This window comes from Kribbella sp. NPDC004875 (assembly GCF_042873375.1).
Lineage (GTDB): Bacteria > Actinomycetota > Actinomycetes > Propionibacteriales > Kribbellaceae > Kribbella.
The window spans coordinates 348,311-375,225 of record NZ_JBIALI010000001.1 but is presented as its reverse complement, the minus strand read 5'-3'; the positions used below and the strand labels follow the sequence as shown (position 1 = coordinate 375,225).

Genomic DNA, 26,915 nt, shown 5'->3' with positions numbered 1-26,915 from the left:
GCGGGTGAGGGCCCGGCGGGGCGGGACCGGGCGGGCGGGGCGGGTGGCGGGGGGTGTCGGGGGTGGGTGGCATGCTTCGGGGTAGGTAGCTGGTGAGGGAGTGGTGTGGGGTTGTGGGACGTGGAGCAGGTGGTGGGGCTGGCGCCTGATCCTGCGTCCGCGAAGGCTGGGCAGGGGCTGGCCCGGAGTGCGAAGTGGACGGGGACCGGCGCGACGGAGCGGGCGGTCTGGGGGCTGTGTCAGGGGAGCGGGAAGCAGCCGTACCAAACCGCGGTCGATCTGAGCGGCCCGGCGTACAAGTGTTCCTGTCCGTCGCGGAAGTTTCCCTGCAAGCACGCGCTCGGGTTGATGTTGTTGTGGAGCAAGGGCGAGGTGCTGCCGGGCGAGGAGCCCGAGTGGGTGCGGACGTGGGTCGACCAGCGCGCCGAGCGGGCTGAGCGGCCGGAGCGGAAGCCGGGCGAGGTGGCGGATCCGATCGCGGCCCAGGAGCGAGCCGCGCGGCGGGCCGATCGGGTGTCGTCGGGGCTCGCGGAGCTGGCCGGTTGGCTGGACGACCAGGTCCGGCAGGGGTTCGGTGGTTTCGACCAACGGGCGTACTCCGAGTTGAGCCGGCTCGCCGCGCGCATGGTCGACGCCCAGGCGCCCGGCGTGGCAGGAGCGGTACGACGTGCCGCCGGCGCCATCGGCCGCGGTCACGACTGGCCCGGGGAACTGCTCGAGGAGCTCTCGCTCATCCATCTGATCGTCGCGGCGCACGCCCGGCTCGCCGACCTGCCGCCGTCACTCGCCGACACGGTGCAGGCCCGGATCGGCTGGACCACCGACACCGCCCGCGTGCTCGCCGACGGTGAGAAGGTGGAGGACGACTGGCTGATGCTCGGCCGCATCATCGAGCCGGACGAGCGGCTCACGGTCCGCCGCGTGTGGTTGCGCGGGGCAACCACCGGGCGGCTCGGGCTGATCCTCACCTTCGCTGCCGCCGGCCGCCCGTTGGACCCGCTCCCGGCCCGCCCCGGCGAGTACGTTCCCGGCGCGCTCTCCTTCTACCCTGGCGCCCTCCCGCTGCGCGCCCTCCTCACCCAGTCCGCCCCGCGCCTGCCGGCCCCGCGCCCCGCCGGACTCACGGTCCGGCAGGCGCTCGCGTCGTACGTCGAATCGCTCGCCGCCGACCCGTGGAACGAACGCTGGCCCCTGGTCCTGCGCGACGTCCGCCCATCCCGCCACGGCGAAGGCTGGGCGCTCACGGACTCCGACGGCGACGGCCTCGAACTCCTGCCCGGATGGGACCCGATGAAACTCCTCGCGGTGTCAGCAGGCGACCCGATCACAGTCGCCGGCGAGTGGAACCGCGCCGGCTTCCGCCCGATGACCTGCTGGCACGACGACCGCCCGGTGATCCTGTGAAGGGCTGGGACGGGTTGGTCAGCTCGGCCCTGCTCGGGACCGACCGCCGTCCGCCGCACTTCGACGAACTCCCGGAGCCCGTCCAGGAGCGGCTGGGCGACGGCGGACTGCTCGATGCGGCCGCGCTGGCGACCGTCTTCAAGCGCGCCGGCCGCAAGCCGCTCCGCGAACTCGAGCCGCTCCCCGCTGCCCCAGGTGCGGATCGCCCACTGCCGCGGCCAGTGGCGATCCGCCGGTTGGCCGCGATGCTCGGCGGCTTCCAGACGTCTGCGCTCGGCGAGTGGCTGCGTACCGCCGACGCACGGGGGTGGGGCGTGCCGCCGGAGCACCTGCCCGCGCTCGCCGACTACGCGCGCAACCGCGCGGAGTACCGTCCGCTCGTGATCGCCGCGGCCGGCCGCCGCGCGCGGTGGCTGGCGGACCTGAACCCCGAGTGGCGCTTCCTGCACGCGGCGGTTGCTGAGAGCAACGATCCGGAACTGTGGACGCACGGCAACGCGATCCAGCGCCGGACCTGGTTGCGGGCCACCCGTGCCCAGGATCCGGCTGCCGCTCGCGAGGCGCTCGCCGAGGTCTGGCCGACGGAGGCCGCCGCGACCCGGGCCGACTTCCTCGGCCTGCTCGCCGAGGGACTCTCGCCGGCCGACGAGGAGTTCCTCGAAGCGGCCCTCGACGACCGCTCCCGTGAGGTACGCCGGGGCGCCGCGCGGCTGCTCGCCCGCCTCCCCGGGTCCCGCTACGCCGACCGCATGACCGAACGCCTGAACTCACATCTCACCCCCACCCAAGGCGTACTCGCGGTCGACCTGCCCCGCAGCCTCAGCCAAGCGATGGAACGCGACGGCCTCGACTCGCAGAACCCCGAAGGCCTCGGCAAGCGGGCCTGGTGGTTCCTGCAGATCGTCGCCAGCACACCTCTCGCGGCGATGGATCTCGCCTGGGTGCAGACACCCGTCGAGGGCTGCGCGCCCGACATCCTCCAGGCAGCCTGGACCGAGGCAGCCATTCGGGAAGGCTCGGCCGAATGGGCCCGCGCACTCCTGGACAGCCAATCCGCGACCGGCAGCCGAAGTCCCGCGGAGTTGCTGCGGCTGTTGCCACCCGAGGAGTGGGCCGGCGCAGTCGACGGACTGCGCAAGACTGTCGACGTCGCCGAACTGGTCGGTGGGCTTCCGGTCCCGTGGCCGGCGGAGCTGGGCAGCATGATTCTCGACCAGCTCGGAAAGGTCGGCACCAACCGCGCGTGGGCCCGGCTGGCCAGTATCGCGGCCCGCGCGGTGCCGTCCGACGTACTCGACCATCCGATCACCCGTGAACCCACCGGCGAGGAAGACACCTGGCGCCGGCGCCTGGTGGAGACCCTGACCTTCCGCCGCGAAATGTACGAGGAGCTCTCATGACGACCGAGGTACTGCGCCCGCACGCGGAAGTCGAGTACGCCGACGAGCTGCGTGCGCTCGCCGCTGCCGACGACAAGCCGCGCCCGCCGGCCTGGCAGCTGTCGCCGAGTGCCGTGGTCACGTACCTGCTCGGTGGGCAGGCGTCCGGCACCGAGATCTCACCCAAGTACGTCGGTCCGCGGCGGCTGATCGAGGTCGCGGTCGCCACCCTCGCGACGGACCGGGCGCTGCTGCTGCTCGGAGTACCGGGGACGGCGAAGACCTGGGTCAGCGAGCATCTCGCGGCCGCGATCAGCGGTGACTCGACGCTGCTGGTGCAGGGCACGGCGGGCACCGCGGAGGAAGCGATCCGGTACGGGTGGAACTACGCCCAGTTGATTGCCCAGGGCCCCAGTGAGGCGGCGTTGGTGCCGAGCCCGGTGCAGCGCGCGATGACCGAGGCGAAGATCGCCCGGATCGAGGAGCTGACCCGGATGCCGTCCGACGTCCAGGACGCGCTGATCACGATCCTGTCCGAGAAGACACTGCCGATCGCCGAGCTGGCCAGCGAAGTCCAGGCCCGCAAGGGATTCAACGTCATTGCCACCGCCAACGATCGGGACAAGGGCATCAACGAGCTGTCCAGCGCGCTGCGCCGGCGGTTCAACACCGTCGTACTGCCGTTGCCGGATTCGGCCGAGGACGAGGTGGAGATCGTGTCCCGCCGCGTCGCGCAACTCGGATCGGCGCTGGAGCTACCGCAGCCCGACGATGCGCTCGACGAGATCCGCCGGGTGGTGACCATTTTCCGCGAGCTGCGGTCCGGCCGGACCGAGGACGGCCGGACGGCGGTCAAGTCTCCGTCCGGCACGCTGTCCACCGCGGAGGCGATCAGTGTCGTCACCGGCGGTCTGGCGCTCGCCGCCCACTTCGGCGACGGTGTGCTGCGGCCGACCGACGTGGCGGGCGGCATCCTCGGGGCCGTCGTCAAGGACCCCTCGGCGGACCGGGTGGTGTGGTCGGAGTACCTCGAGACCGTCGTCCGCGAGCGGGACGACTGGGCGCCGTTCTACCGGGCCTGCCGAGAGATCTCCGGATGACCGTTCACCTGTTCGGGATCCGGCACCACGGGCCGGGGTCGGCGCGCGCGGTGACGACCGCGCTGGCCGAGCTCGAGCCGGACATCGTGCTGATCGAGGGACCGCCGGAGGCCGACAAGCTCGTCGAGCTGGCGGCGTCGGAAGAGATGGAGCCGCCGGTCGCCCTGCTGGCGTATGCGGTGGACGACTCGACGCGCGCCGCGTTCTGGCCGTTCGCGGTCTTCAGCCCGGAGTGGCAGGCGATCAGGTACGGACTGTCCGCCGGGGTGCCGGTGCGGTTCTGCGATCTGCCCGCGGCGCAGCAGTTCGCGTCGTCGGGTGGTGAGGGCCGGCGGGCGGCGTCGATCGACCCGCTGGCGACTCTCGCCGAAGCGGGCGGGTACGACGATCCCGAGCGCTGGTGGGACGACGTGATCGAGTCGCGGCGTGGGGGCGCCGAGCCGTTCACGGTGATCGCCGACGCGATGCGCGAACTGCGGCACGGCGAAGACGCGACCGGCCGCGAGGCGCAGCGCGAGGCCTACATGCGGACGGTACTGCGGAAGGCGCAGCGTGAGGGTTTCGAACGCATCGCAGTGATCTGTGGCGCCTGGCACGTCCCGGCCCTCGAGCTTCCGTTGCCTCCGGCAACACACGACCAACGGATCCTGAAAGGCCTGCCGAAGCGCAAGGTCGCGTGCACCTGGGTGCCGTGGACCCACGGCCGGTTGGCCGCGACCAGCGGGTACGGCGCCGGCATCACCTCCCCGGGCTGGTATCACCACCTGTTCACCGCGCCGGACCAGATCACCACCCGCTGGCTCTCGAAGGTCGCCCAGGTACTGCGCGACGAGGATCTCCCGGTCTCCAGCGCGCACGTCATCGAGGCGGTCCGGCTCGCGGACACGCTGGCCGCGCTGCGGGAGCGCCCGCTGGCCGGGTTGAGCGAGGTGACCGAGGCGACGCGGGCGGTGCTCTGCGGCGGGAACGACGTACTGCTGGATCTGGTGACGCGGGAGGCGGTTGTCGGGGAGCTGCTCGGATCGGTGCCCGGCGAGACGCCGCAGGCGCCGGTCGCGGCGGACCTCGCGGCGCAGGCGCGGCGGCTGCGGATGCGGCGGGACGTGACCGAGCGGGTGATCGAGCTCGACCTGCGGAAGCCGAACGACCTGGAGAAGTCCAGACTCCTGCACCGGTTGCGGATCCTCGGCGTGCACTGGGGAGTGCCGGCCACCGACGAGCGGCGGGCGCAGGGCACGTTCCGGGAGATGTGGCGGCTGGCGTGGGATCCGGGCCTGGAGGTCGAGCTGGTCGCGGCCGGCGCGCACGGTACGACGGTGCTCGGCGCTGCGACGACCGTGATGCTGAAGGCGGCCGACTCGACGACGCTGGCCGATGTCACGGCCGCGTTGGAGAAGTCGCTGCTCGCCGATCTCGCCGACGCGCTCCCCCCGTTGCTGCAGGGCATCGACACCCGAGCGGCAGCCGATGCCGACGTCGGGCACCTGATGGCGGCTCTCCCGGCCCTCGCCCGAGCGTCGCGGTACGGCGACGTACGCGGTACCGACACCGCGGGACTCGCGGCGGTGGCGGGGCGGATGGTGTCGCGGGTGTGTGCCGGTCTCGGCCGGACCGTGCACGGGCTCGATCCGGACGCGGCGGCCGCCGTACAGGAGTTGATCGACGGGGTGCAGGACGCGACCGTGCTGTTGGCGGAGGATGTTCGGTCGCAGTGGCTGGACACGCTGGAAGGGCTGAGCGATCGGCCCTCGGTGCCGCCGTTGATCCGCGGGCGGCTGACGCGTCTGATGCTCGACACGTCGCGCTTGCCGGATCACGAGGTCGCGCTGCGGTTGGGGCGCTCCTTGTCGCCCGGTACGCCGACCGCGGACGCGGCCGGGTACGTCGAGGGGTTCCTCGCCGGCGGCGGATTGTTGCTGGTGCACGACGAGCGGTTGCTGGCGATGGTCGACGGGTGGCTGGCGGCGATCCCGGACGACGCGTTCACCGAAGTGCTGCCGTTGTTGCGCCGGACGTTCGGGACCTTCGCGGCGCCGGAGCGGCGGTCGATCGGCGCGCGGGCCCGCGTCCTCGCGGATCCCGCGTCGGTGGTGGTTGCCGAAGACAACGACCTCGACGCCGACCTGGCCACGACCGCACTCCCCGTTGTAGCTCAGCTCTTGGGGGTCTCATGAGTGACGAACGCATGCGCCGCTGGCGGCTGGTGCTGGGCGGGGAAGCGGAGCCGGAGACCGGTACGACGTTGGCGGCCGAGGACCGGGCCGTCGACGCGGCGCTGGCGGCCTTGTACGACGCCGCCGAGGGGGAGTCGGGAACGCAACGGTCGGCCGGGCTCGGGTCGTCGGCGCCGCGGGTGGCGCGCTGGCTGGGTGACATCCGGCAGTACTTCCCGAGCACCGTCGTACAGGTGATGCAGCGGGACGCGGTGGAGCGGCTCGGGATCACCCGGATGCTGATGGAGCCGGAGCTGCTCGGAGCGGTCGAGCCGGACGTGCACCTGGTCTCCACGTTGCTCGCGCTCAACGAGGTGATGCCGGAGGAGACCAAGCAGACCGCGCGCGACGTGGTCGGGCGGGTCGTCGCCGAACTCGAGGCACGGCTGGCCGAGCGGACCCGGGCCGCCGTCACGGGCGCGCTCGACCGGGCCGGACGTACGTCGCGACCGCGGCACTCGGACATCGACTGGGACCGGACGATCCGCGCGAACCTGAAGCACTTCTCGCCGACGCTGGGGACGATCGTGCCGGACCGGCTGGTCGGGTACGCGCGGCGGAACCACAGCGTGCAGAGGGACATCGTGCTGGCGATCGACCAGTCCGGATCGATGGCCGAGTCGGTGGTCTACGCGTCGCTGTTCGGCGCGGTGCTCGGGTCGATCCGGACCTTGCGTACCTCGCTGGTCGTCTTCGACACCGCAGTGGTCGACCTGACCGACCAGTTGGAGGACCCGGTCGACGTCCTGTTCGGTACGCAGCTCGGTGGCGGTACGGACATCAACCGGGCGCTCGCGTACTGCGAGGAGCTGGTGACGAAGCCCGGCGAGACCGTGCTGGTGCTGATCTCGGATCTCTACGAGGGCGGCGTGCGGGAAGAGATGCTGCGCCGGGCGCGTTCCTTGGTGGAATCCGGCGTACAGGTGATCGCACTGCTGGCGTTGGCGGACTCGGGGTCACCGTCGTACGACGCCGAGAACGCGGCCGCGCTGGCGGAGCTCGGCGTACCGACGTTCGCCTGCACTCCGGATCTGTTCCCTGACCTGATGGCCGCTGCCATCCGCCGCGAGGACATCGGCGGGTGGGCGGCGACCAACATCACCTGAGGAGTGCTGAATGACCACCGTCGAACTGACCCGCTTCCGCGTGCTGCCGGAACAGGCCGAGGAGCTGCTGGCGGCCCGTGCGGACATGCTGACGGATTTCGCCGCCGATCGCGCCGGTTTCCTCGGCGCGCGCCTGGTGCGGCTGGCGAACGACGAGTGGCTGGACATCGTCGAGTGGGCGACACCGGAGGACTTCGCCGCCTCCCGCGAGAAGGGCCCGAACCTGCCAGGTATCGCGCGCTTCTTCGCGGCAATTGACTCGCTCGTCGCAGCCGAAGAGGGCACCCTGGCCGAGTGAGGATCAGTGCGATCGACCCAGCCGAGTACGACCGGGCGGCCGAGCTGTGGGAGGCCTCGGTCCGGGCGACCCACGACTTCGTGACCGAGGCAGACCTCGACGTCTTCCGGCCGTTGGTACGGGCGTCGTTCGGGGAGATCGCCCAGCTCGCCGGCTTACGAACCGACGACGGGCTGTTGATCGGGTTCGTCGGCGTCGAGGACGAGAACGTCGAGATGCTGTTCCTCGACCCGGTCCACCGCGGGCGCGGCGGCGGCACGCTGCTGCTGGAGCACGCGTTCACGCAGTACGCCGCCACATCGGTCGACGTCAACGAACAGAACCCGCAGGCCATCGGCTTCTACGAGCACCACGGCTTCCGGACCGTCTCCCGCACCGCCCACGACTCCACCGGCAAGCCCTACCCCATTCTGCACATGGTTCGTTAGCCCGCGACCTCCAGGATGTCGATGGGCGTGTACGGGTCGGCCTCGGCGAAGCGGAGGGCCCACTGGATGGCTTCCTCCTTGGAGTCGACGCGGATGATCGAGACGCCCGCGACCAGCTCCTTGGTCTCGGCGAACGGTCCGTCGATCACCCGCGGCTGCCCCGGCGCCGGGAACGTCACCCGCGCCCCGCGCGAGCTCGGCATCAGGCCCTCGCCGAGCACCAGCACCCCGGCCTGACGCATCTCCTCCAGGACGGCGTCCGCCCGCTCGAGGATCTCCGGGTCCGGCGGGTTGCCGGCCTCGAGGTTGTCGTTGGTCTTGTGCAGCAGCATGTACCTCATAGCCGTGACCTTAATGCCGCCCAGAACTCCGGCGGGATCTCCAACTCGTGCCACGCCGCGACTTCCGCGATCTCCCGCGGCGTCCGAGCCCCCACCACCACGGCCGGTACAGCGGGATGCCGCAACGGGAACTGCACCGCGGCAGCCAGCAGCGGTACGCCGTACTCCCGGCAGAGCGCCCGGAGCCGATCGATCCGCTCCAGTATCTCCCGCGGAGCCCGCGCATACCCACGAGGTACGCCGTCCGCGGTCTCGGTGAGGACGCCGCCCTGGAACACCCCGGCGGCGAGGACCGCGACCCCGAGCTGCTCGCACAGCGGCAGGAGTTCGTCCGCGCCGGTCTGGTCCAGCAAGGTATACCGACCCGCGAGCAGGATGCAGTCCGGCCCGTCGACTCCGGTCGCGCGGAGGAACCGGGCCGCGACCTCCGCGTGGTTCACGCCGAGCGAGATCGCCCGGATCGTGCCCCGCCCGCGTAGCTCGGCCAGCGCCCGGAACGCTTCGGTCGAGGCGGTCGGGAAGTCCAGATCGGGATCGTGGATGTGCAGGACGTCGATGCGGTCGATCCCCATCCGCTCGAGGCTCGCCTCGAACGAGCGGATCGTCGCGGCGTACGAGTAATCCAGTCGCGGGCCGATCCCGGGCGGCGGCTCCGCCCAGATCGGCTGCAGGTCCGGTCCGCCCGGCTCGATCAGCCGGCCCACCTTGCTGCACAGCACGAACTCGCCGCGCGGTCGCCCACGGAGCGCCAACCCGGCCCGCTGCTCCGACAACCCGTACCCGTAGACCGGCGCGGTGTCGAACAGCCGCACGCCGAGCTCCCAGGCCCGGTCGATCGTCGCCACCGCCTGCTGCTGCGGGACCGCGGCGAACATTCCACCGATGGACGCCAGCCCCAACCCCAGCTCGCTGACCCGCAACCCCGTCCGCCCGAGTTCCACCGTCCGCATTCCCCCCACGCTAGAAGGCGGCACCGACACTCCAGGCCGGCGAGCGGCCGACGAGCGCCGGACGCCCAGGCCATCACGATCGCGCGCCTGCCGGAGGCCCCCGCGTACCGCCGTACCGGCTCGCCGATTGTGATGGCCTGGAGATCCGCGTCCGTTGGGGGCACGATTCCGTCATGGGCGAGATCGCGGAGCGGTACCGGCGGCGGGCCGAGGCCTTCGAGCGGAAGGTCGCGGCGGTCCGGCCGGACCAGTGGGAGAACCCGTCACCATGCGCGAAATGGACCGCGCGGGACGTGGTCGCGCATGTCGTCACCATGCATGCCGCGATGCTGACGCCGGTCGCACGGAAGCTGGAGCCGGCCGACGACCCGCTCACCGCGTTCCAGGAGGCGAAGGCCGTGATCGAGGACGTCCTCGACGATCCGATCGCCGCGCTGACCGAGACCGATACCCCGGGCGGGCGGATGACGGCCGAGCAGCACATCGACCAGGTGGTGTCCGACGACCTCGTGCTGCATGGCTGGGATCTCGCGCGGGCGACCGGGCAGGACGAGACGATGGACCCCGTCGACATCGAACGGCTCTGGGCCACCGCGGTCGCGATCCCGCCGGACGTGATGGCGAAGTACCGGACGCCGGGGGCTTTCGGCGAGGGCATCGAGGTGTACGGCGCCGAGGTGCCAGTGCCGCCCGATGCGCCCTTGCAGGACCGTCTACTCGGTCTACTCGGGCGCGAGCCCTAAGAGCTCTGGGAGCGTGCTGGGCGCGTAGTACATCGTCGGGTCCGGGCAGGTGGGCGCGGCGGTGAGTTGAGCCGGCTCGGTCATCAGCAGCGCATGGCCCTTCGCGATCGCCGGCGCCAGGTACTCGTGGCCGGGTAGGTTCGCGACCGCGGTCCGGCAGCCGAGCGCCATCCCCTCGAAGAGCGCCGTGGTCGAGACGCCGACCTGGTACGTCGCCGACGCGAGCAGCTCGAGCGTGTTGCCGCCGGTGGAGAGCTGGACGCCGGCGGGCATCGTGTAGTCCTCGGGACGTTCGCTCGGGTGCAGGCGATACAGAACTTCGAGGTCCGGATAGGCCCTCGCCACAGTGGCGGCGACCTGGACGAGTTCGGTCCCGATCGTTCCCTGCGAGAGGAACACGGCCCGGTTCGGTTCCTTCGGGCCGGCAGCAGGCAGGAACGGCGCGCCCATCACCTCGGTCCGCTGCCCGGCCGGGAGGTCCGCGACATCGGTCCAGTACGAGCCGAAGCACCACAGCTCGTCCGGCTGGTCGGCGACGGCCGGGCGGCCCGGGTAGCTGTAGCCGAGGTGGAACGGGCTGATCGCGCCGTGCTGCAGCTCGACGACGCGGATCCCGAGATCGCGCGCGGCGCCGACGATGTGCTGGTGGAAGTACGCGACCACGACGTACACGGTCGTGATCCGGTGCTTCTTCAGCAGAGCGCGGTACAGGGCGCGCAGGCGCAGGTGCTTCGGTACTTCGCGGGCGAGCAGCGCACCCACCGGGACGCGGACACCGGTGAGTTTCTGCAGCGCGGTCGCGATGCCGCGGTCGTCGATCGTCCCGCGGTGCACGGCACCGGCGGCGGACGTGAAGAAGTCCAGGTTCTTGCTGCCGGCCAGCGGGGTGCCGTTGATCCCGGAGTCCAGGATCAGGGCGCGGTCGCCGAGCGTCCGGCAGAGCTCGTCGGTGTAGATCTCGACACCGTTCGGTTTCCGCGGATGCGGTACGACGAGAGCGTCGTACCGGCCCGGGAACGGGGTCCGGGTGACGAGCCCGCTGACGTGCCTCGCGACCAGCGCGGCCTTGTCGTACGGCGTTCGCCGTACCGGATGGGGCGCGCCGTGGATGCCGCTGCGGCGGGTCAGCTCATGGAAGACGCGCATCCGGATGATCGGCCAGGGACGAGTCCCCTTGATCTGCCACGTCAGCAGATCCAGGTCGCTCTCCACCGTCCAGATCGCCCGGCACAGCTCCGCCACCGTCGGTGGGGTGGTCGGCGCCGTGCCGTTCCCGGTACTCGTCATGGTTGATCCCTACTATCCCGGCGAGACTCCCGACGCCCGAGAAGAACCGGCGGACTGCCTTCAGCAGGTGCGTCTTCCGGCCGAGCAGCAGCCCGGCGAGGGCGAACCCGATCGCGGAGATCACCCGGGCCGAAGCATAGGCCAGGACCAGCACGTAGCTGATCGCGCCCGGGCGGATCAGCAGCCGGCTGATGGTGTCCCCGCTGCCGGAGCGGAACGCCCGCCGGACCAGCCAGCGCAGCGTGGTGCGGCCGACCGGGACCTCCTCGGCGATCCAGGCCTCCTCGCACCAGACGATGCGGAACCCGGCGCGGTGCACGCGGAGGAAGAAGTGCAGATCGCTGGAGCCCGTGTAGCGGAACGCGGGATGGAAGCCCGGAGTGACCGAGTGGTAGACGCGGCGGCTGACCAGCGTGTTGTTCGTGTACGCCTTGCGCAGTTCCTCGCCGGTCGGATGCTTGCCGGTCGAGTCGTGGACGTCGCTGTAGTGGTTCCAGGGCGGGGCGCCGGGCGGCAGGTTGCCCTTCACCGGGCCGGTGACAACGTCGGCACCGCTCGACTCCCAGGCCGTCAGCAACGCCTTCAGCCAGCCCGGCGGCGCGACCTCGTCGTCGTCCACGAAGATCAGCGCGTCGTCGTTCCAGCACAGTTCGACCGATCGCTCCCGCGCGAACGGGATCCCCGGCTCCGCTTCCACCACGGACTCGATCGGGTACGGCGTACCGTCCCCGAACTCCTTCAGGACTCGCGCGGCCGACCCGTCCGCATCGTTGTCCACCACCACGATCCGGATCGCATAATCCCCGTCGGAGGGCAGTTCCTGAGCCTGCAAACTCGTCAACAACCCTCGCAACAGAGCAGGTCGCCTGAAGGTAATCACCGCGATGGCGACACTCGTGCTCATGGCGCCCGAGACTATCGGTCCGCACCAACAACCGCCCATCCACCGGGTGTGACATCAATCCACCCCCGCTCATGTATCACTGGGGCCGCACTCCCATCCGGTGCGCTGGGCCCACTCGTCCGCGCGGCGGATGGTCTGCCAGAACCACGGGAGTTTCGCCTCGGTGTAAGCGCCACCGTCGTAGGGATGCTCGGCGGCCAGCCGGCGCTTCAAGGATGCGTACGGCGCGAGTTCGGCGGGGTGGGCGCGGAGGTAATCGCGGAAGAGGAGGGGGAACTGCTGGGAGAAACTCCCGAGCTTGCGGACGTGGATGTGGGTGCGGGGTTCGCCGGCGGGCTCGCGGAAGTAGCGCTTGGTGCGTTCCTGGTTGTCGGGCCGGTAGATGTAGCCCAGACCTTCGAGCGGGAGCCGGAAGGGATCCACCGGGTCGAGGGCGGCGACGGAGATCTGGATGTCGACGACCGGCTTGGCCGCGAGACCCGGGACGGAGGTGGACCCGATGTGGTCGATCCGCAGGGCGGTCTCGCCGAGGGCGGCGCGTAGTTGGCGACCGAGCTCGCCGAAGCGGCGCGGCCAACTGGGGTCGTACGGCTCGATCGTGATGACTCGCTGCGGCATGGGCTATGCGCGGGGTGGGAGTTTGGTGTCGAGGGTTTTGAGGCCTGTGGCCAGGAGGAGGCCGAGGAGGAGGACGAAGGCGGCGTTGCGGAGGGCGGTGGCCAGGCCTAGGTCGGTGACGTCGAGGAAGGGGTACGGGTACCAGTTGGTGAAGGCGCCCTGGGTGAAGATGTAGATGAGCCACGCGAGTGGCCAGATGAAGGCGTAAGCGACTGCGTGCCAAGTCAGGCGTGGGCGGGGGCCGAGGACGAGCCAGGCGGCGAGCGTCGCCCACGGGGAGATGTAGTGCAGGCCGATGGTGGAGGCCAGCGACCAGCCGGTGAGGTGGACCTGCGGGGCCAGGACGATCGCGAAGACCAGGCCGGTGATGACGATCCCGAGCAACGAGTCCAGGCGTACGACGCGCCACAGCGATCCGTCTCGCGCGGGACGAAGTACCAGACCGACGGCGACCGCGAGCACGATCAGGTTGCTCTGGATGGTGAAGAAGCTGAACATCCGCCACAGCCGTGTCCCGACGCCGATCGACGCGCCGGCGTCACCGGAGTTCGCATCGGCGCCGCCGGTGAAGATCAGTACGAGTTCGATGAGCACCGAGGCGAGCACGACGGCCGCGATCAACCCGTGCCACCACCGTGAGGCTGTTCCGGTTCGGGAGCGAGGAGGCACTTTCGTCATTCTCCAGCCTCCCTGTCCTACCCCAAGCCGCCACGCCGTCAGCCTCGGCGACCGAGCGCCCGGCATCGTTCGGATCACGGGTCGCGGTTCGCTGTAACGCGGGGTGTCAATCGGACGATTTAGGTCTCGGACCGATGTTCCGGTCCGGTCCCGAATTCCGATCCCTGGGAGTCCGAGTTGTCCCGTCCCGCCCGTCTCCTGCGTCTGGTCGTGCCCGCGACCGTGAGCGCGGCTGTGATCGCGGCCGGTCTGGTGGTCGTCACCAGCTCGTCCGGTCATGCCGATGTGTCCGCTGCTCCCAACGTGCGCCGGGTGAAGTTCCAGCCCGGCACCGCGAACGGACCGGCGTACGACCCCAAGTCGGTGATCGTGCAGTTCAAGCCGAAGACCACCAGTTCGGCGCGCAAGGCCGCGCTGGCGAAGGTCAAGGGCACGCCCAAGGCGTCGGTGACCGCCGACATCGTGACCGTGACCGGTGACGTGCCGGCGCCCGAGCTGCTGAAGAAGGTCAAGGCCGACCCGACGGTCGAACTCGCCTCGCTGAACTACATCCGGCGGAAGTCCGCGACCCCGAACGACTGGCTGTACACGAACTACCAGAAGTACCTGCCGACCGTCCGTGTCGACAAGGCGTGGGACCTCTCGAAGACCGCCGGCAACCAGACGATCGGTGTCCTGGACACCGGTGTCGACGCCGGCCACCCGGATCTGGCCGGTCACCTGCTGCCCGGCTACAACACCTTCAACACGGCGCTGGCGCCGAACGACGGCGAGGGGCACGGTACGGCGGTGACCGGCATCATCGCGGCCGGTACCGGCAACAGCACCGGCATCGCCGGCGTCGCGTGGAACGCGAAGGTCCGCCCGATCAAGGTGCTCGACGACACCGGCTCGGGTGACGACACCAACCTGATCAACGGCATCAACTGGGCGGTCAAGAACGGCGTCCGGGTGATCAACATGTCGCTCGGCGGCGAAGGCGACGACCCGGTCCTGCACACCGCGATCAAGAACGCGTACAACGCCGGCGTGGTCCTGGTCGCCGCGGCCGGCAACACCGGCGGCGACTCGTCGAACCACTTCCCGGGTGCGTACCCGGAGGTCCTGTCGGTCGGCGCCACGAACGCGGCCGGGGTGCTGACCAGCTTCAGCAGCTACGGCGACGCGGTCGACCTCGCCGCTCCTGGCTACGACATCACCAGTACGGCGCCCCGCAACCAGACCCCGGCGGGCTACGAGCCGTACTGGCTCGGCCTCGCGGGTACGTCGTTCTCGTCCCCGATCGTCGCCGGTGTGGCCGCACTGGTCCGTAACAAGTGGCCGTCGTACACCCCGGCGCAGGTGATGGCTCGACTGAAGGCCACGGCGCGCGACGCGGGTCCGCGCGGCAACGACCCGTACTACGGCGCGGGCATCCTGGACGCCTACCAGGCCCTCGGCGGCAAGTGGACCACAGACTTCCCGCAGGGCGCCGCGGACAAGAACGACCTGCCGGCCCGCGCGGGCGAACTGATCGCCGGCGTCCCGGTCTCGGGAACGATCAGCGTCGAAGGCGACGTCGACTGGTACAAGGTCCCGTCGAGCGCCGCGCACTCGGCTCGCCTCGACCTCACCGGGCCGTTGTTCGACTCGGGCACCTACGCGCAGAACTTCGGGCCGGTCATCTCGGCGTACGACAGCAACCTGAAGCCGCTGGCGTTCGTCCAGAAGCCGGAGCCGCCGGTGGACGGCGACGGGTACGAGATCCCGCAGGCGCTGACCGCTTCGACGTTCGTCAACGTCCCGGCCGAGACGATGTACATCGCGGTCCGGAACGCCAACGGATCGCGGGACAGCCGCGCGTACTCGCTGAAGCTGACCAACGCGGTCGGCACCGGCGGCATCGCGCCGATTCCTGCCTACCCGGTCGTGGACGCGTCGCCCGGGGATCTGTCCGCCGGTGTCTCGATCCTCGCCAAGCCCACGGTCACCTTCCCGCGGAACGTCGACGAGAACAGTGTCACCAACGGCGGCGTGAAGCTGCTCAACGGCAAGACCGGTGCGGTGATTCCGGCGACCGTCACGTACGACCACACCGTCCGCCGGGCGGAGATCGCGCCGACGTCCCCGCTGGCTGAGGCAACGCCGTTCCGGATCGTCGCCGACGGAGTTGTCTCGCTCGATCCCACGGTGCCGATGGTTCCATTCACCTCGGTGTTCAGCACGGAGGACCGCGTTCCGGGGCCGGTGCAGCTCGTCGGGGTCGGCGCCTACCTGGCCGCCAACCTGACCTGGACGATCCCGCCGACCACGGACCTCGATCAGGTGATCATTCGCCGCAACGTCGGGAGCAAGGCGCCGACGACGGCCACCGGGACGCTCGTGTACGCGGGCACCGGGTACGCGGTGAAGGACACCGGGCTCGCGCAAGGTACGACGTACACCTACGCCGCCTGGATCAAGGACCGTGCCGGCCACTACAGCGCCCAGCCCGCGGTGAAGCAGCTGCTGGGCATGAAGTCGGGGATCAGCGTGACGTCGACGCTGCTCAACTACGGCGGTTCGATCACGATCAAGGGCAGCACGCTGCGGATCGACAACCTGGCGTACGCCGGGTTGCCGGTGAACGTCTACGTACGGCCGAAGAACTCGTCGAAGTTCACCCTGCTGGCGGCGCTCAAGACGTCGTCGACCGGGACGCTGTCGCTGACGCACAAGCCGCTCGTGTCATCGGTCTACATGCTGACGTTCCCGGGGAACGGGATCCTGATGGGCACCCGCACCGCCGACGTCACCGTCCAGGTCAAGCCGACGATCTCGGCCGCGCTCGCTCCCGCGACGATCAAGCTTGGCGCGACAACCGCGTTCAGTGGGTACGTCGCTCCCGCGCACGCCGGCCAGACGGTCTACCTGCAGCAGTACGGCAGCAAGGTCTGGAAGTCGATCGCCTCGGTCAAGCTGAGCACCTCGGGCAAGTATGCGTTCGGCATCAGGCCCGCTGTCCGCGGGCAGACGGCGTACCGGGTCTTCTTCGCCGGTGACGCCGACCACGCGCCGGCGTACACGGTGAACAAGATCGTCACTGTGCAGTAGTGCTCCAGGAGCCGCCAACTGTACCTCTGGGTACAGTTGGCGGCATGGAGACCGTCGAGCGGTTGATTCGCAGTACGCAGGAGTTGTTGTGGGAGCGGGGGTACGTCGGGACCTCGCCGAAGGCGATTCAGCGGGCCGCGGAGGCGGGGCAGGGGAGTATGTACCACCACTTCGCCGGGAAGGCGGAGTTGGCGAAGGCGGCGATCGAGCGGTCGGGGGCCGAACTGCGGGCCGCCGCCGACGAGCAGCTGAGTCGTGACGGGTCGGCGACCGAGCGGATCAGCGGGTACCTCAAGCGGGAGCGGGATGTGCTCCGGGGCTGCCGGGTCGGGCGGTTGACCGCGGATCCGGACGTGGTTGCGGATCCGGAGTTGCGGGCACCGGTGGCCGAGACGTTCGCGTGGTTGCGGACGCGGCTGGCGGAGGTCGTCGCGGAGGGCCGGCGGAACGGCGAGTACCCGGCGGGGCTCGATCCGGACCGGACGGCCGCGACGATCGCCGCCGTACTGCAAGGTGGGTACGTGCTGGCGCGGGCGGCCGGGTCGACCGAGCCGTTCGAGCTCGCTGTCCAGGGATTGGTCGACTTGTTGCCGGAGGCTACGAAATGAAGATCGGCGCGGTGTTCCCGCAGCTCGAGATCGGGGCGGACCCGAAGGTCGTGCGTGACTGGGCCACGACGGTGGAGGCGGCCGGGTACAGCCACGTGCTCGCCTACGACCACGTACTCGGTGCGGATCCGGCGCATCGCCCGGGCTGGACCGGGTACACCGACAAGTCCTTGTTCCACGAGGTTTTCGTCCTGTTCGGGTACCTCGCCGCGATCACCACCGACCTGGAGCTGGTGACCGGTGTGCTCGTGCTTCCGCAGCGGCAGACGGCGCTGGTCGCGAAGCAGGCCGCCGAGGTCGACGTACTGAGCGGCGGCCGGCTCCGGCTCGGCGTCGGCATCGGATGGAACTACGTCGAGTACGACGCACTCGGCGTGCCGTTCGAGAAGCGCGCGGCGCGGATGACCCAGCAGGTCGAGCTGCTACGCAAGCTGTGGGCCGAGCCGGTCGTCTCGTACGACGGCGACTTCGACCACGTCGAGGAGGCGGGCCTCAACCCGTTGCCGGGCCGGGAGATCCCGATCTGGTTCGGCGGCGGTGCGGACGCGGTACTGCGACGCACCGGCCGGATCGGTGACGGCTGGATGCCGCAGTCGGCGCCGGACGACAACGCGCGGCGGCAGGTCGCGATGATCCGCGAGGCGGCCGAGAAGGCCGGCCGCGACCCGGGCAGCATCGGGATCGAGGCACGGCTGTCGCTGGGCGCCGTACCCGAGCAGGACTGGCAGGCCTTCGCGGAAGGCTGGCGTGAGCTCGGCGCGACCCACCTCTGCATCAACACGATGAACATGGGCCTGGCCAAACCGGCCGACCATGCCGGCGTACTGAGTGAGGTCCTCCCTCAGCTCACGTAGTCGGCGAACGGGCTGCTGCGGAACCAGAACCGGAACTTCCGGGTCAACGGTGGCGGACCGATCAGCTCGACCCGGTTCGCGCGCAGAGCGGCGGCGTACCCGAGTCGTTTGAGGTGCAGGTCGACGAGCGTCGCCGCATCGGTCCGGCAGATCAGGTCCTCGACGTACCCGCTCGGCCGCACGCACAGTTCGGGCTGCGGGCGGCGCAGGATCAGCCAGTGAGTGTCGGCCGGGCGGTCGAGCAGCTCGAACTTCACCACCGTCGTCCCGTCGGGGATCCGGTCCACGTCGACGAGTTTCATCGTCGCCCACAGCACGTACGCCGGCTCCAGGTGCCCGGGCTCGATCTCGAGCCAGCGCGCACCCCACTGCCCCATGGCGTCGAGCACCGGCCGCAGCGCCTGTCCCATCTCGGTCAGCTGGTACGTCACCGCGCGACCGTCGACGGTACGACGGAGTACGCCGCGGCGCTCGAGCCCGTCCAGTCGCTGAGTGAGCAGTGCTGTGGAGATACCCGGCGCGCCCTGGCGGATCTCCTTGAACGTGCGGCACCCGTTCAGCAGGTTGCGCACGATGATCGGCGTCCATCGTTCCGCCAGCAGCTCGGAGCTCCTGGCGATCGGGCAGAACTGGCCGTACTCGCGCACGCTGCCAGCGTCACTCGCGCTCAGCCCGATGGCAACTTCAGAATCTGATGTTGCCGGACCTGTCACGGCCGGCCGACTGTGGAAGGGACAGTCAGGTGGATTGCTGAGAGGCGGTGGGGACGATGACAGGTCGCGCGCATGTGGTGGCGGCGGGTGCGGGCCGGGCCGCGGATCTTGGGGTGGCTCGGATGCGGGTGCTGGCCGACGACGCGGTCACCACGGCGTTCTCGCTGACCGAGTTCGCCGGCGAAACCGAAGGGCCGTGGACGATTCCACACCTGCACCAAGGCTTCGAGGAGTCGTTCTTCGTGCTCGACGGTGAGTTCACCTTCACGGTAGGCGGCGATCCGGTGCCGGCCGGCGCGGGGACGTACGTGCTGGTCCCGAAGAACACCGTGCACACGATCAGCGCCGGTCCCGGCGGAGGCCGTTTCCTGACCCTGATGGTGCCGGGCGGCCTGGAGAAGATGTTCCTCGAGCTCGCCGGCCTCCCGCCCAACGCGATCACGGATCCCGTGGCCCGCAAGGAGGTGTCGGCGCGCTACGACTCGATCCCCGTGTAGGGCCGGTGCGCGGTTGAGCCGCGGATTACGAGGGGGCACGGCAGGGTGATGATCTCGGTCGGACGGTCCGGGTGCTCGATCCGTTGCCGGAGCAGGTCGATGCCGGCCCCGACGATGCCGGGGACGGGCTGTTCCACCGAGGTCAGGTCGAACGACTCCCAGGCGGCCATGTCGGTGTTGTCGAACCCGATCACCCAGACGTCGTCCGGGACCGTCGCGCCGATCGCGCGGGCGCCGTCGAGAATGCCGAACGCGAGCAGGTCGGTGACCGTGTAGATCGCCGTCGGCGGCTTCTTCCGGGACAGCAGAGTGCGCGCCGCGGCGTGCCCGGAGGCGTGCGGTACGTCGACCGAGATCACGTTGCCCGGCTTGACCTTCACACCCGCGTCGGCGAGCGCGGCGCGGAACCCGAGGTCGCGATCGCGGGACGTGTTCCCGGTGTGGGTGAGTGTCACCAGCCCGATGTCGGTGTGCCCCGCGTCGACCAGGTACCGACCGGCGTCGTACGCGCCCTGCCAGTTGTCGCCGACGACCTGGTCGCAGTCGAGTCCGTCGATGCCGCGGTGCAGCAGCACGGTCGGCGTACCGGACGCGACCGCCATCGTGTGCAGCTTCGAGTCGTACGTCGCCGAGGTCAGCAGGAACCCGTCGACGAGGCGCTGCTGGAGGACCTCGGCGACCGACTCCTCGGGATCGTGCTCGATGTTCCACAGGATCATGTGCAGACCGAGCGAGCTCAGCACCCGGCCGATCTCGTCCAGCAGTTCGGCGTGGAACGGGCTGGTCACCCGGGTCATGAACACGCCGATGGTGTCGGTGCGCCCGGTCTTCATCGCGCGGGCCAGCGCGTTCGGCGTGTAGTTCGCGTCCTTGAGTACCTGCAGCACCCGGGCCCGGGTCTCCGGGTTGACCTTCGGGTTGTTGGTCAGCACCCGCGACACGGTCGCCTGCGACACCCCGGCCAGGCGTGCCAGATCGCGGCTCGTCGGTGGTCGTGACATCCTCCGCCTCCCCTCGTCCCGAGATCCGAACCCTACTGAAGAGTGTCCAGCTGAGGCGTTGACCACGCTGATCGACCTGTGTATACGTATTCAGTGTCTGAGGTGTATACGTATTCATCCCTCGCGGATGGGAGATTCCGGTGCAGACACAACTCTCTGACCTGAGCCGCCGCAGGTTTCTCGCCGGACTGACGGGACTGACCGCTGCCGGCCTGATGGCCGGCTGTGGTGGCAACGGCAACGCAAGCGGTGGTGGCGGGAAGAACACCATGACCTTCCTGAACTGGGAACAGGTCAAGGGCAACCCGCTGGAGCAGGCGATCAAGGCGTTCGAGAAGGAGTCCGGGACGCAGGTCACCATCCAGCCGGCGGTCACCCAGGAGTACGACACCAAGATGCGCACCCTGATCGCCGGCGGCAGTCCGCCGGACGTGATGCGGATCAACGACGACTTCGTCCGCGGTTTCTCCCAGCAGGGCGCGCTGCTGGACCTGAAGCCGTACATCGAGAAGGACAAGCTGGACACGACACAGTTCGCCAAGGAGACGTTCGAGTTCCCGCAGCAGCCCGACGGTTCGCACACCGCGTGGGTGCTCGGGTACGAACCCCGGCTGATCTTCTACAACGCCGACCTGTTCAAGGCGGCCGGCGTGCCGCTGCCGCCGACCACCTGGTCGTCGGTCGGCTGGACCTGGTCCGACTTCGAGGCCGCGGCGAAGAAGCTCACCGACCCGGCGAAGAAGCAGTACGGCGCTCTGGTGTACCTCGACACCGGCTACGAGCAGACGTTCACCGTGAACCACGGCAGCGAGACCGGCATCTTCTCCAAGGACGGCACGCAGTTCACGCTGCCCGGCGCGAAGGAGACCGAGGCGCTGCAGTGGGCGACCGACCTGACCTGCAAGGACAAGGTGCAGCCGCCGTGGTCGGCGCTGCAGCAGGACAACGTCCAGAACCAGATGTTCGCGCAGGGCAAGATCGCGATGATGTTCGCGACCTTCGGGACGGTTCCGTACCTGCGCTCGACGATCAAGGACTTCACCTGGGACGTCGCTCCGCCGCCGGCCGACGTGGAGCAGAAGACCGAGTCCAGCGTGATCGTGTTCTGCATCCCGAAGAAGGCGAAGAACCCGGACGCGGCCTGGGGCCTGCTCAAGTACCTCGCGAGCGAGGCCGGCGGGAAGATCCTGCTGCAGGGCGGCGCGTTCACGCCGATCAACCTGAAGGCCGCGGCCGAGCTGGCGCCGAACGGCAAGGCACCCGCGCACATCGGGCTGTTCGCCGAGGCGGCCAAGCACCTGACCGCGACCAACCAGACCAAGAACACGATCGGTGCCCGCGAGTTGTACCGGCCGGCGCTGGACACGGCGTACAACTGCGAGAAGCCCGTCGGTGACGTGCTCCAAGGCGTCAAGTCCCAGGTGGAGAACGCCTTGAAGGGTTGAGATCGATGGCAACCATCACGATGGCGCGGGACCGCGGCGCGGTGCAGGTCGCCGACGTCCGCCGGGCCCGCCGGAAACAGAACCTCACCGGGTGGCTGTTCATCAGCCCGATCGTGATCGGGGTGGTGGCGTTCCAGTTCTTCCCGATCCTGGTCTCGATGGCCGCCTCGCTGACCGACTGGAACGGGATCGCGGCCCCGAAGTTCGTCGGGCTGAAGAACTTCACCGAGATGTTCAGCGACGACCCGCTGTTCCTGCAGACCTTCAAGAACACCGTGTACTTCACGCTCGCGAGCATCCCGTTGACGATCGGGATCGGGCTGGTGCTGGCGTTGCTGTGCGCCCGGCCGATCCGGGGCGTCGCGTTCTTCCGGACGGCGTACTTCGCGCCGTACGTGACGAACGTCGTGGCGATCGGGTTCGTCTGGTTCTGGTTCTTCCAGCCGGACAACGGGGTGATCAACGGGCTGTTGCAGCAGGTCGGCATCGACGGCCCACAGTGGTTGTCGAGCTCGAGCTGGGCGATGCCGGCGGTGGTCATGGTCAGCGTCTGGCAGGGCATCGGCTACCCGATGATCATCCTGCTCGCCGGTCTGCAAGGCCTCCCGGCCGAGTACTACGAGTCCGCGAAGATCGACGGCGCCGGAGCGTGGCAGCGGCTGCGGTTCATCACGCTGCCGCTGCTGACCCCGCATTTCCTGTTCCTGCTGATCACGCAGTTCATCTCGTCGTTCCAGGTGTTCGGCCTGATCTACGTGATGACCAAGGGCGGGCCGGGGCATGCCACCAGCGTCTACATCTACAACATCTATCAGAACGCGTTCAGCTACGGGAAGGTCGGCTACGCCTCGGCGATGGCGTGGATCCTGTTCGTGGTGATCGCGGCCATCACTTTCCTGCAGTGGAAGTTGCAGAAGAGGTGGGTGTTCTATTCATGAGGATCGTTGGCAAGACCTCGCAGTACGTCGTGATGTCGCTGTTCGCGCTCGCGTTCCTGGCGCCATTGGTGTGGATGATCAGCGCGTCGCTGCGGCCGGAGGCGAAGGTGCTGAGTGTGCCGCCGAAGTTCCTGCCGACCGACACCCAGTGGAGCAACTACGGGCAGGTGTTCGAGCTGATCCCGGTGTTCCTCTGGAACAGCGTGAAGCTCGCCGGGCTGAACGTGATCGGGATCCTGATCGTCGCGTCGATGGCCGGGTACGCGTTCGCGCGGCTGCGGTTCGCCGGCCGGGACGTGGCGTTCATGGTGCTGCTCGCGACCTCGATCATCCCGGGCATCGCGTACCTGATCCCGCAGTACATCGTGTTCCAGCACATCGGCTGGGTGGACACGCAGTACCCGCTGTGGGTGCCGAAGGTGCTCACGCCGGTGTTCGCGACGTTCCTGATGCGGCAGTCGTTCCTGACGATTCCGAACGAGCTCGAGGACGCCGGCAAGATCGACGGTGCCTCCACGTTCGGCATCTACTGGCGGATCATGCTGCCGCAGACCAAACCGGCGCTGGCCGCGATCGGGGTGTTCACGTTCCTGGAGTCCTGGAACGACCTGTTCGGCCCGCTGATCTACATCACGTCCGAGAACCTGCAGACGCTGCCGGTGGCGCTGGCCCAGTTCCAGGGCGAGTACTTCACCCAGATCAGTCTGCTGATGTGCGGTGCGACGGTGTCCGTCGTACCCGTCATCGCCGTCTTCCTCTTTGCCCAGCGGTATTTCATCCAAGGCATCACGATGACAGGAATGAAGGGGTGAGCATCGTGCCCGAACGGGTCGTTGCCATGCAGATCGGAGCCATCTCGTTCGTCGACGAAGGCGTCGACCGGACACTCGACATCCTGGCCGAGCGCGGCGCGGTGAACGCGCTGTTCCTGGCCACCCCGACCTGGACCCGGGGCACCGGCGGTCGCCAGATCCCGGGGCACCCGATCCCGGACCACGGCGTCCAGGAGTACGACCTCGGCTGGGTCGGCGGAAACTACGCGACGACGCACCCGCAGTACTACGGAAACACGGTCCTCGGCGCGGCCGGACAGGCGCCGGAACATCCGGAACTCGACCTGCTCGGTGAGGTGATTCCGAAGGCCCGGGAACGCGGGATCAAGTCGTTCGCGTGGATGGAGGAAAGCGGCGGCGCGCGCCAACTGCGCACGTACCCGAACTTCGCGAAGGTGCTCGAGGTGGACGCCTGGGGCCGGCCCGGCCGCCGGCCGTGCTTCAACAACCCGGACTACCGCAACTGGCACCTCGGCTTCGTCGAGGACTACCTGCAGAGCTACGAGCTCGACGGACTCGCCTGGTGCTCGGAGCGGCCCGGCCCGTTGAACCTGCTGATGCAGAGCACGCCCGAGGTGGCGGAAATCGGCTGCTTCTGCCCGCACTGCCGGGCTCTCGGCCGCGAGCGCGGGATCGACGTGAACCGGGCGATGCAGGGCTACCGCGAGCTGGTCGACTGGAACCAGCGGGTGGGTGCCGGTGAGCGTCCGGTCGACGGAGCGTTCGTGACGTTCTGGCGGATCCTGCTGAACTTCCCCGAAGTACTGGCCTGGCAGACGTTGTGGACCGAGAGTCAGCGGCAGCTGTACCGCGACATCTACGGGGTCGCCAAGGCGCTCTCGCCCGAGGTGCAGGTGGGCTGGCACGTGTACCACAACATCTCGTTCAGCCCGTTCTACCGGGCGGACCAGGACTACACCGAGATGGCGAAGTTCTCCGACTTCATCAAGGTGGTGATCTACAACAACTGCGCGGGTCCGCGGTTCTTCACCTGGATCAAGAGCATCTGCGGCGCGCTGTTCGCCGACGCCGAGCCCGAGGACGTCTACCCGTTGATGATGAAGCTGCTGCAGCTCGACGAGGGGTCGTACGAGAAGCTGCCGCAGACCGGGTTCACCGCGGATTACGTACGCCGGGAGACCGCGCGCGCCGTCGCCGGTGTCGGGGGTCAGAGCAAGATCTACCCGGGCATCGACATCGACATCCCGGTCGGTGTCGCGAAGCAGCGTGGTCTGGAGTCGCCGCGGGATCTCGGAACCAAGATCAACTGGGACGACAACGAGGGCGAGCTGACCGCGTGCACCCGGGAGTCGGTGCGGGACGCGACGCTGGCCGCGTTCGAGGGCGGCGCGGAAGGCGTCGTACTGAGCCGGAAATACTCGGAAATGCTGCTGGACAACCTTTCCGGGGCGGGCGACGCGGTCCGGAGCCTGCCGTGAAGCCCTGGTACCACAGGACGTTCCGCTGGGCGCAGACGAACCTCACCGAGAAGGACCCGGCCCGGTACGACGCCGAGTGGTGGCGCGAGCAGTGGCGCCGTACCAAGGTCCAGGGGGTGATCGTCAACGCCGGCGGGATCGTCGCGTACTACCCGAGCAGGTTCGAGTTGCAGCACCGGGCGGAGTACCTCGGCGACCGTGATCTCTACGGTGAGGTCGTCGAGGTCGCGCGCTCGGAAGGTCTGACGGTCCTGGCGCGGATGGACTCCAACCGCGCACACCAGCCCTTGTACGACGCGCATCCCGACTGGTTCGCGATCGATGCCGACGGCAACCCTTACCGAGCCGGCCGGCTGTACGTCGCCTGCGTCACCGGCCCGTACTACAAGGACTTCCTGACCGGGATCCTCGAGGAGATCATCGAGCGGACCGTGCCGGACGGCCTCACCGACAACAGCTGGAGCGGTCTCGGCCGCGAGCACATCTGCTACTGCCCGAACTGCCGCGACGGCTTCGGCCAGGAGCTTCCGGCCGCACCCGACTGGGACGACCCGGTCTACAAGCAGTGGATCCGCTGGAGCTACGACCAGCGGCTCGCGGTCTGGGACCTGAACAACGAGGTGACGCGTCGCGCCGGCGGTCCGGACTGTCTGTGGATCGGTATGAACGGCGGAGAGGTCGTTGCGCAGAGCAAGCGGTTGCGGGACGACACGGAGATCTGCCGGCGCGCTCGGATCTTCCTGCTCGACTCGCAGTGGCGGCACGAGGAATCCGGTTTCCAGGCCAACGCGGACTCCGGGAAACGGCTGCACGGAATGCTCGGTCCGGAAACCCTGATTCCGGAAAGTACCGCGATGTACGACGCCGGTGTCCCGACGTTCCGGCTCGGCAGCAAGCCCGCGCCGGAGGCGCGGATGTGGGCGATCGAGGGCTGGGCCGGCGGCATCCAGCCGTGGTGGCACCACATCGGGTCCGTGCACGACGACCGGCGGCAGTACGCGACCGCCGAGCCGCTGTTCAGCTGGCACGAGGCGCATCAGGAGTTCCTGGTCGATCGCGAGCCGGTCGCCACGGTCGGCCTGTTCTGGAGTCAGCGCAGTGTGGACTTCCACGGAAAGAACGACCCGGAAACGGTGAGCCAGCTGCCGTATCGCGGGTGGGTGGACGCGCTCGTTCGAGCGCGTATTCCGTACCTACCCACGGCGGTCGTCGACGAGCGGTTCGACGTGCTCGTGGTGCCCAACGTCGGTGTGCTGACCGAAGAACAGATCGGCGCACTGCAGGCCTACGTGGAAGGTGGTGGCCGGCTGGTCGTAACGGGTGAATCGGGGGTTTACGACGAGTGGGGCGACCACCGGGACGAGTGGGCGCTGGGCGAACTGCTGGGTGTCCGGCATCAAGGAAAACGTTTTGGCGACGGGGCGGTGACCGACTGGGAGAACCACGGCAGTCACAGCTACCTGCGGATCGAGGACCGATCGGTCTTCGACGAGGACACCGACGTGCTGCCGTTCGGCGGGCAGCTCGAGGTGGTCGAGACAGTGTCCGGAAAAGCAGTGTCCGGAAAAGCGGTGCCCGGAAAGGCGCTGACCTGGATTCCGCCGTTTCCGATCTATCCGCCGGAGAAGTCGTGGATGGCCGAGCCGCGCAGCGACGTACCGGCGCTGGTGCTGGGCGAGCGGACGGCGTACCTCGCCGCGGACCTGGACCGGCTGTACGCGAAGTACCACCACCCGGACCACGGCAAGGTGCTCGCGAACCTGGTCCGGCACGACGGCATCCCGCTGCGGGTCGACGGCGCCGGCGTCCTGGACTGCCAGCTCTACCGGCAGGGCGACCGGCACGTGCTGCACCTGGTGAACCTCGACCAGGGCGGCGCCTGGCGCGGCCGTCTGCAGGAGTTCACCCCCGCCGGACCGTTCACGGTGTCGCTCAGGGTGAGCGGCTCGCGGGCCCGGTTCCTCGTCTCGGGCGGTGAGGTGGCGGTGCAGGAGACGGATGGCTGGATTACGGTCGGGGTAGACCGGATCACCGATCACGAAGTCGTAGTACTGGATTAAGGAGCC

At 69.2% G+C, this 26,915-nt stretch carries 25 protein-coding genes; 17 read left to right on the top strand and 8 right to left on the bottom strand.

The genetic code is table 11. The features are described 5' to 3' along the window. The first annotated feature begins 120 nt into the window (after nucleotides 1-120). From ACFYRH_RS01780 to ACFYRH_RS01750, 7 genes are read left to right on the top strand one after another with little or no spacing between them, the layout of a single operon-like run. Nucleotides 121-1,404 carry an SWIM zinc finger family protein gene (locus ACFYRH_RS01780; RefSeq protein WP_387766484.1) on the top strand — a complete coding sequence of 428 codons (1,284 nt, stop codon included), beginning with the start codon at nucleotides 121-123 and terminating at the stop codon, nucleotides 1,402-1,404. Then, the gene (locus ACFYRH_RS01775; RefSeq protein ID WP_387766481.1) at nucleotides 1,401-2,804 is read left to right on the top strand and encodes a DUF5691 domain-containing protein; all 1,404 of its coding nucleotides are present in this window, start codon (nucleotides 1,401-1,403) and stop codon (nucleotides 2,802-2,804) included. Before ACFYRH_RS01780 ends, ACFYRH_RS01775 begins: the two co-directional genes overlap by 4 nt. Beyond that, the gene (locus ACFYRH_RS01770; protein WP_387766478.1) at nucleotides 2,801-3,883 is read left to right on the top strand and encodes an AAA family ATPase; all 1,083 of its coding nucleotides are present in this window, start codon (nucleotides 2,801-2,803) and stop codon (nucleotides 3,881-3,883) included. The genes ACFYRH_RS01775 and ACFYRH_RS01770 overlap by 4 nt, the downstream gene beginning before the upstream one ends. After that, a complete protein-coding gene (locus ACFYRH_RS01765; protein WP_387766475.1) occupies nucleotides 3,880-6,057 on the top strand; it encodes a DUF5682 family protein in 2,178 nt (725 codons plus the stop codon). Before ACFYRH_RS01770 ends, ACFYRH_RS01765 begins: the two co-directional genes overlap by 4 nt. Next, nucleotides 6,054-7,202, top strand: a complete 1,149-nt coding sequence (locus tag ACFYRH_RS01760; RefSeq protein ID WP_387766472.1) for a VWA domain-containing protein — start codon at nucleotides 6,054-6,056, stop codon at nucleotides 7,200-7,202. Before ACFYRH_RS01765 ends, ACFYRH_RS01760 begins: the two co-directional genes overlap by 4 nt. A gap of 10 nt (nucleotides 7,203-7,212) precedes the next feature. Beyond that, entirely contained in the window at nucleotides 7,213-7,500 is a 288-nt protein-coding gene (locus tag ACFYRH_RS01755; RefSeq protein ID WP_387766469.1) for an antibiotic biosynthesis monooxygenase family protein, read from the top strand. Continuing rightward, on the top strand, nucleotides 7,497-7,928 hold the full coding sequence (locus ACFYRH_RS01750; protein ID WP_387766466.1) for a GNAT family N-acetyltransferase: 432 nt from the start codon (nucleotides 7,497-7,499) through the stop codon (nucleotides 7,926-7,928). Before ACFYRH_RS01755 ends, ACFYRH_RS01750 begins: the two co-directional genes overlap by 4 nt. Here the strand turns inward: ACFYRH_RS01750 and ACFYRH_RS01745 are convergent. Continuing rightward, nucleotides 7,925-8,269 (bottom strand): YciI family protein, encoded by a 345-nt coding sequence (locus ACFYRH_RS01745; RefSeq protein ID WP_387766463.1) that lies wholly within the window; start codon nucleotides 8,267-8,269, stop codon nucleotides 7,925-7,927. The two genes, ACFYRH_RS01750 and ACFYRH_RS01745, sit on opposite strands and share 4 nt — an antisense overlap. Further along, nucleotides 8,266-9,219: an aldo/keto reductase gene (locus tag ACFYRH_RS01740; protein WP_387766460.1), complete on the bottom strand. Its 954-nt coding sequence runs from the start codon at nucleotides 9,217-9,219 to the stop codon at nucleotides 8,266-8,268. The genes ACFYRH_RS01745 and ACFYRH_RS01740 overlap by 4 nt, the downstream gene beginning before the upstream one ends. 173 nt (nucleotides 9,220-9,392) lie before the next feature. On the opposite strand from ACFYRH_RS01740, the gene ACFYRH_RS01735 reads away from it, so the two are divergent. Next, nucleotides 9,393-9,962: a TIGR03086 family metal-binding protein gene (locus tag ACFYRH_RS01735; RefSeq protein WP_387766457.1), complete on the top strand. Its 570-nt coding sequence runs from the start codon at nucleotides 9,393-9,395 to the stop codon at nucleotides 9,960-9,962. Here ACFYRH_RS01735 and ACFYRH_RS01730 read toward each other — a convergent pair. The 4 genes from ACFYRH_RS01730 to ACFYRH_RS01715 all read right to left on the bottom strand — a co-directional run bounded on the left by ACFYRH_RS01730 (nucleotide 9,942) and on the right by ACFYRH_RS01715 (nucleotide 13,392). Next, a complete protein-coding gene (locus tag ACFYRH_RS01730) occupies nucleotides 9,942-11,108 on the bottom strand; it encodes a hypothetical protein (RefSeq protein ID WP_387771665.1) in 1,167 nt (388 codons plus the stop codon). The two genes, ACFYRH_RS01735 and ACFYRH_RS01730, sit on opposite strands and share 21 nt — an antisense overlap. Beyond that, on the bottom strand, nucleotides 11,092-12,153 hold the full coding sequence (locus ACFYRH_RS01725) for a glycosyltransferase (protein ID WP_387766454.1): 1,062 nt from the start codon (nucleotides 12,151-12,153) through the stop codon (nucleotides 11,092-11,094). Before ACFYRH_RS01725 ends, ACFYRH_RS01730 begins: the two co-directional genes overlap by 17 nt. A gap of 69 nt (nucleotides 12,154-12,222) precedes the next feature. Further along, a complete protein-coding gene (locus tag ACFYRH_RS01720; protein ID WP_387766451.1) occupies nucleotides 12,223-12,771 on the bottom strand; it encodes a GrpB family protein in 549 nt (182 codons plus the stop codon). Between the two features lie 3 nt (nucleotides 12,772-12,774). Further along, the gene (locus ACFYRH_RS01715) at nucleotides 12,775-13,392 is read right to left on the bottom strand and encodes a Pr6Pr family membrane protein (protein WP_387766448.1); all 618 of its coding nucleotides are present in this window, start codon (nucleotides 13,390-13,392) and stop codon (nucleotides 12,775-12,777) included. Between the two features lie 267 nt (nucleotides 13,393-13,659). Here ACFYRH_RS01715 and ACFYRH_RS01710 point away from each other — a divergent pair, with 267 nt between their 5' ends. Genes ACFYRH_RS01710 through ACFYRH_RS01700 form a run of 3 tightly spaced genes read left to right on the top strand, consistent with a single transcriptional unit; the run spans nucleotide 13,660 to nucleotide 17,983 of the window. Next, a complete protein-coding gene (locus ACFYRH_RS01710; RefSeq protein WP_387766445.1) occupies nucleotides 13,660-16,521 on the top strand; it encodes a S8 family serine peptidase in 2,862 nt (953 codons plus the stop codon). Between the two features lie 44 nt (nucleotides 16,522-16,565). Further along, nucleotides 16,566-17,129, top strand: coding sequence for a TetR/AcrR family transcriptional regulator (locus ACFYRH_RS01705; protein ID WP_387766443.1), 564 nt, complete (start codon nucleotides 16,566-16,568; stop codon nucleotides 17,127-17,129). After that, the gene (locus ACFYRH_RS01700) at nucleotides 17,126-17,983 is read left to right on the top strand and encodes an LLM class F420-dependent oxidoreductase (protein WP_387766440.1); all 858 of its coding nucleotides are present in this window, start codon (nucleotides 17,126-17,128) and stop codon (nucleotides 17,981-17,983) included. The genes ACFYRH_RS01705 and ACFYRH_RS01700 overlap by 4 nt, the downstream gene beginning before the upstream one ends. Here the strand turns inward: ACFYRH_RS01700 and ACFYRH_RS01695 are convergent. Beyond that, on the bottom strand, nucleotides 17,971-18,630 hold the full coding sequence (locus ACFYRH_RS01695; RefSeq protein WP_387766437.1) for a winged helix-turn-helix transcriptional regulator: 660 nt from the start codon (nucleotides 18,628-18,630) through the stop codon (nucleotides 17,971-17,973). The two genes, ACFYRH_RS01700 and ACFYRH_RS01695, sit on opposite strands and share 13 nt — an antisense overlap. Nucleotides 18,631-18,752: 122 nt before the next feature. Here ACFYRH_RS01695 and ACFYRH_RS01690 point away from each other — a divergent pair, with 122 nt between their 5' ends. Then, a complete protein-coding gene (locus ACFYRH_RS01690) occupies nucleotides 18,753-19,193 on the top strand; it encodes a cupin domain-containing protein (protein WP_387766434.1) in 441 nt (146 codons plus the stop codon). Here the strand turns inward: ACFYRH_RS01690 and ACFYRH_RS01685 are convergent. After that, entirely contained in the window at nucleotides 19,172-20,194 is a 1,023-nt protein-coding gene (locus ACFYRH_RS01685; RefSeq protein WP_387766431.1) for a LacI family DNA-binding transcriptional regulator, read from the bottom strand. The two genes, ACFYRH_RS01690 and ACFYRH_RS01685, sit on opposite strands and share 22 nt — an antisense overlap. Before the next feature lie 140 nt (nucleotides 20,195-20,334). On the opposite strand from ACFYRH_RS01685, the gene ACFYRH_RS01680 reads away from it, so the two are divergent. From ACFYRH_RS01680 to ACFYRH_RS01660, 5 genes are read left to right on the top strand one after another with little or no spacing between them, the layout of a single operon-like run. Then, complete coding sequence (locus ACFYRH_RS01680) at nucleotides 20,335-21,639, top strand: ABC transporter substrate-binding protein (RefSeq protein WP_387766428.1); 1,305 nt, start codon at nucleotides 20,335-20,337, stop codon at nucleotides 21,637-21,639. A gap of 5 nt (nucleotides 21,640-21,644) precedes the next feature. Next, the gene (locus tag ACFYRH_RS01675) at nucleotides 21,645-22,577 is read left to right on the top strand and encodes a carbohydrate ABC transporter permease (RefSeq protein WP_387766425.1); all 933 of its coding nucleotides are present in this window, start codon (nucleotides 21,645-21,647) and stop codon (nucleotides 22,575-22,577) included. Then, nucleotides 22,574-23,389 (top strand): carbohydrate ABC transporter permease, encoded by an 816-nt coding sequence (locus ACFYRH_RS01670; RefSeq protein WP_387766422.1) that lies wholly within the window; start codon nucleotides 22,574-22,576, stop codon nucleotides 23,387-23,389. Before ACFYRH_RS01675 ends, ACFYRH_RS01670 begins: the two co-directional genes overlap by 4 nt. After that, nucleotides 23,386-24,849, top strand: coding sequence for a hypothetical protein (locus ACFYRH_RS01665; RefSeq protein ID WP_387766419.1), 1,464 nt, complete (start codon nucleotides 23,386-23,388; stop codon nucleotides 24,847-24,849). The genes ACFYRH_RS01670 and ACFYRH_RS01665 overlap by 4 nt, the downstream gene beginning before the upstream one ends. Further along, nucleotides 24,846-26,909, top strand: coding sequence for an alpha-amylase family protein (locus tag ACFYRH_RS01660; protein ID WP_387766416.1), 2,064 nt, complete (start codon nucleotides 24,846-24,848; stop codon nucleotides 26,907-26,909). The genes ACFYRH_RS01665 and ACFYRH_RS01660 overlap by 4 nt, the downstream gene beginning before the upstream one ends. Nucleotides 26,910-26,915 lie beyond the last annotated feature (6 nt).

What these genes read in the sequence shown, in the direction of transcription:
- ACFYRH_RS01700 (WP_387766440.1), top strand. Translation starts at nt 17,126, where the DNA reads ATGAAGATCGGCGCGGTGTTCCCGCAGCTCGAGATCGGGGCGGACCCG.
- ACFYRH_RS01745 (WP_387766463.1), bottom strand. Translation starts at nt 8,269, where the DNA reads ATGAGGTACATGCTGCTGCACAAGACCAACGACAACCTCGAGGCCGGC.
- ACFYRH_RS01685 (WP_387766431.1), bottom strand. Translation starts at nt 20,194, where the DNA reads ATGTCACGACCACCGACGAGCCGCGATCTGGCACGCCTGGCCGGGGTG.
- ACFYRH_RS01755 (WP_387766469.1), top strand. Translation starts at nt 7,213, where the DNA reads ATGACCACCGTCGAACTGACCCGCTTCCGCGTGCTGCCGGAACAGGCC.
- ACFYRH_RS01690 (WP_387766434.1), top strand. Translation starts at nt 18,753, where the DNA reads ATGACAGGTCGCGCGCATGTGGTGGCGGCGGGTGCGGGCCGGGCCGCG.
- ACFYRH_RS01740 (WP_387766460.1), bottom strand. Translation starts at nt 9,219, where the DNA reads ATGCGGACGGTGGAACTCGGGCGGACGGGGTTGCGGGTCAGCGAGCTG.
- ACFYRH_RS01705 (WP_387766443.1), top strand. Translation starts at nt 16,566, where the DNA reads ATGGAGACCGTCGAGCGGTTGATTCGCAGTACGCAGGAGTTGTTGTGG.
- ACFYRH_RS01720 (WP_387766451.1), bottom strand. Translation starts at nt 12,771, where the DNA reads ATGCCGCAGCGAGTCATCACGATCGAGCCGTACGACCCCAGTTGGCCG.
- ACFYRH_RS01675 (WP_387766425.1), top strand. Translation starts at nt 21,645, where the DNA reads ATGGCAACCATCACGATGGCGCGGGACCGCGGCGCGGTGCAGGTCGCC.
- ACFYRH_RS01735 (WP_387766457.1), top strand. Translation starts at nt 9,393, where the DNA reads ATGGGCGAGATCGCGGAGCGGTACCGGCGGCGGGCCGAGGCCTTCGAG.
- ACFYRH_RS01770 (WP_387766478.1), top strand. Translation starts at nt 2,801, where the DNA reads ATGACGACCGAGGTACTGCGCCCGCACGCGGAAGTCGAGTACGCCGAC.
- ACFYRH_RS01670 (WP_387766422.1), top strand. Translation starts at nt 22,574, where the DNA reads ATGAGGATCGTTGGCAAGACCTCGCAGTACGTCGTGATGTCGCTGTTC.
- ACFYRH_RS01725 (WP_387766454.1), bottom strand. Translation starts at nt 12,153, where the DNA reads ATGAGCACGAGTGTCGCCATCGCGGTGATTACCTTCAGGCGACCTGCT.
- ACFYRH_RS01765 (WP_387766475.1), top strand. Translation starts at nt 3,880, where the DNA reads ATGACCGTTCACCTGTTCGGGATCCGGCACCACGGGCCGGGGTCGGCG.
- ACFYRH_RS01730 (WP_387771665.1), bottom strand. Translation starts at nt 11,108, where the DNA reads ATGCGCGTCTTCCATGAGCTGACCCGCCGCAGCGGCATCCACGGCGCG.
- ACFYRH_RS01760 (WP_387766472.1), top strand. Translation starts at nt 6,054, where the DNA reads ATGAGTGACGAACGCATGCGCCGCTGGCGGCTGGTGCTGGGCGGGGAA.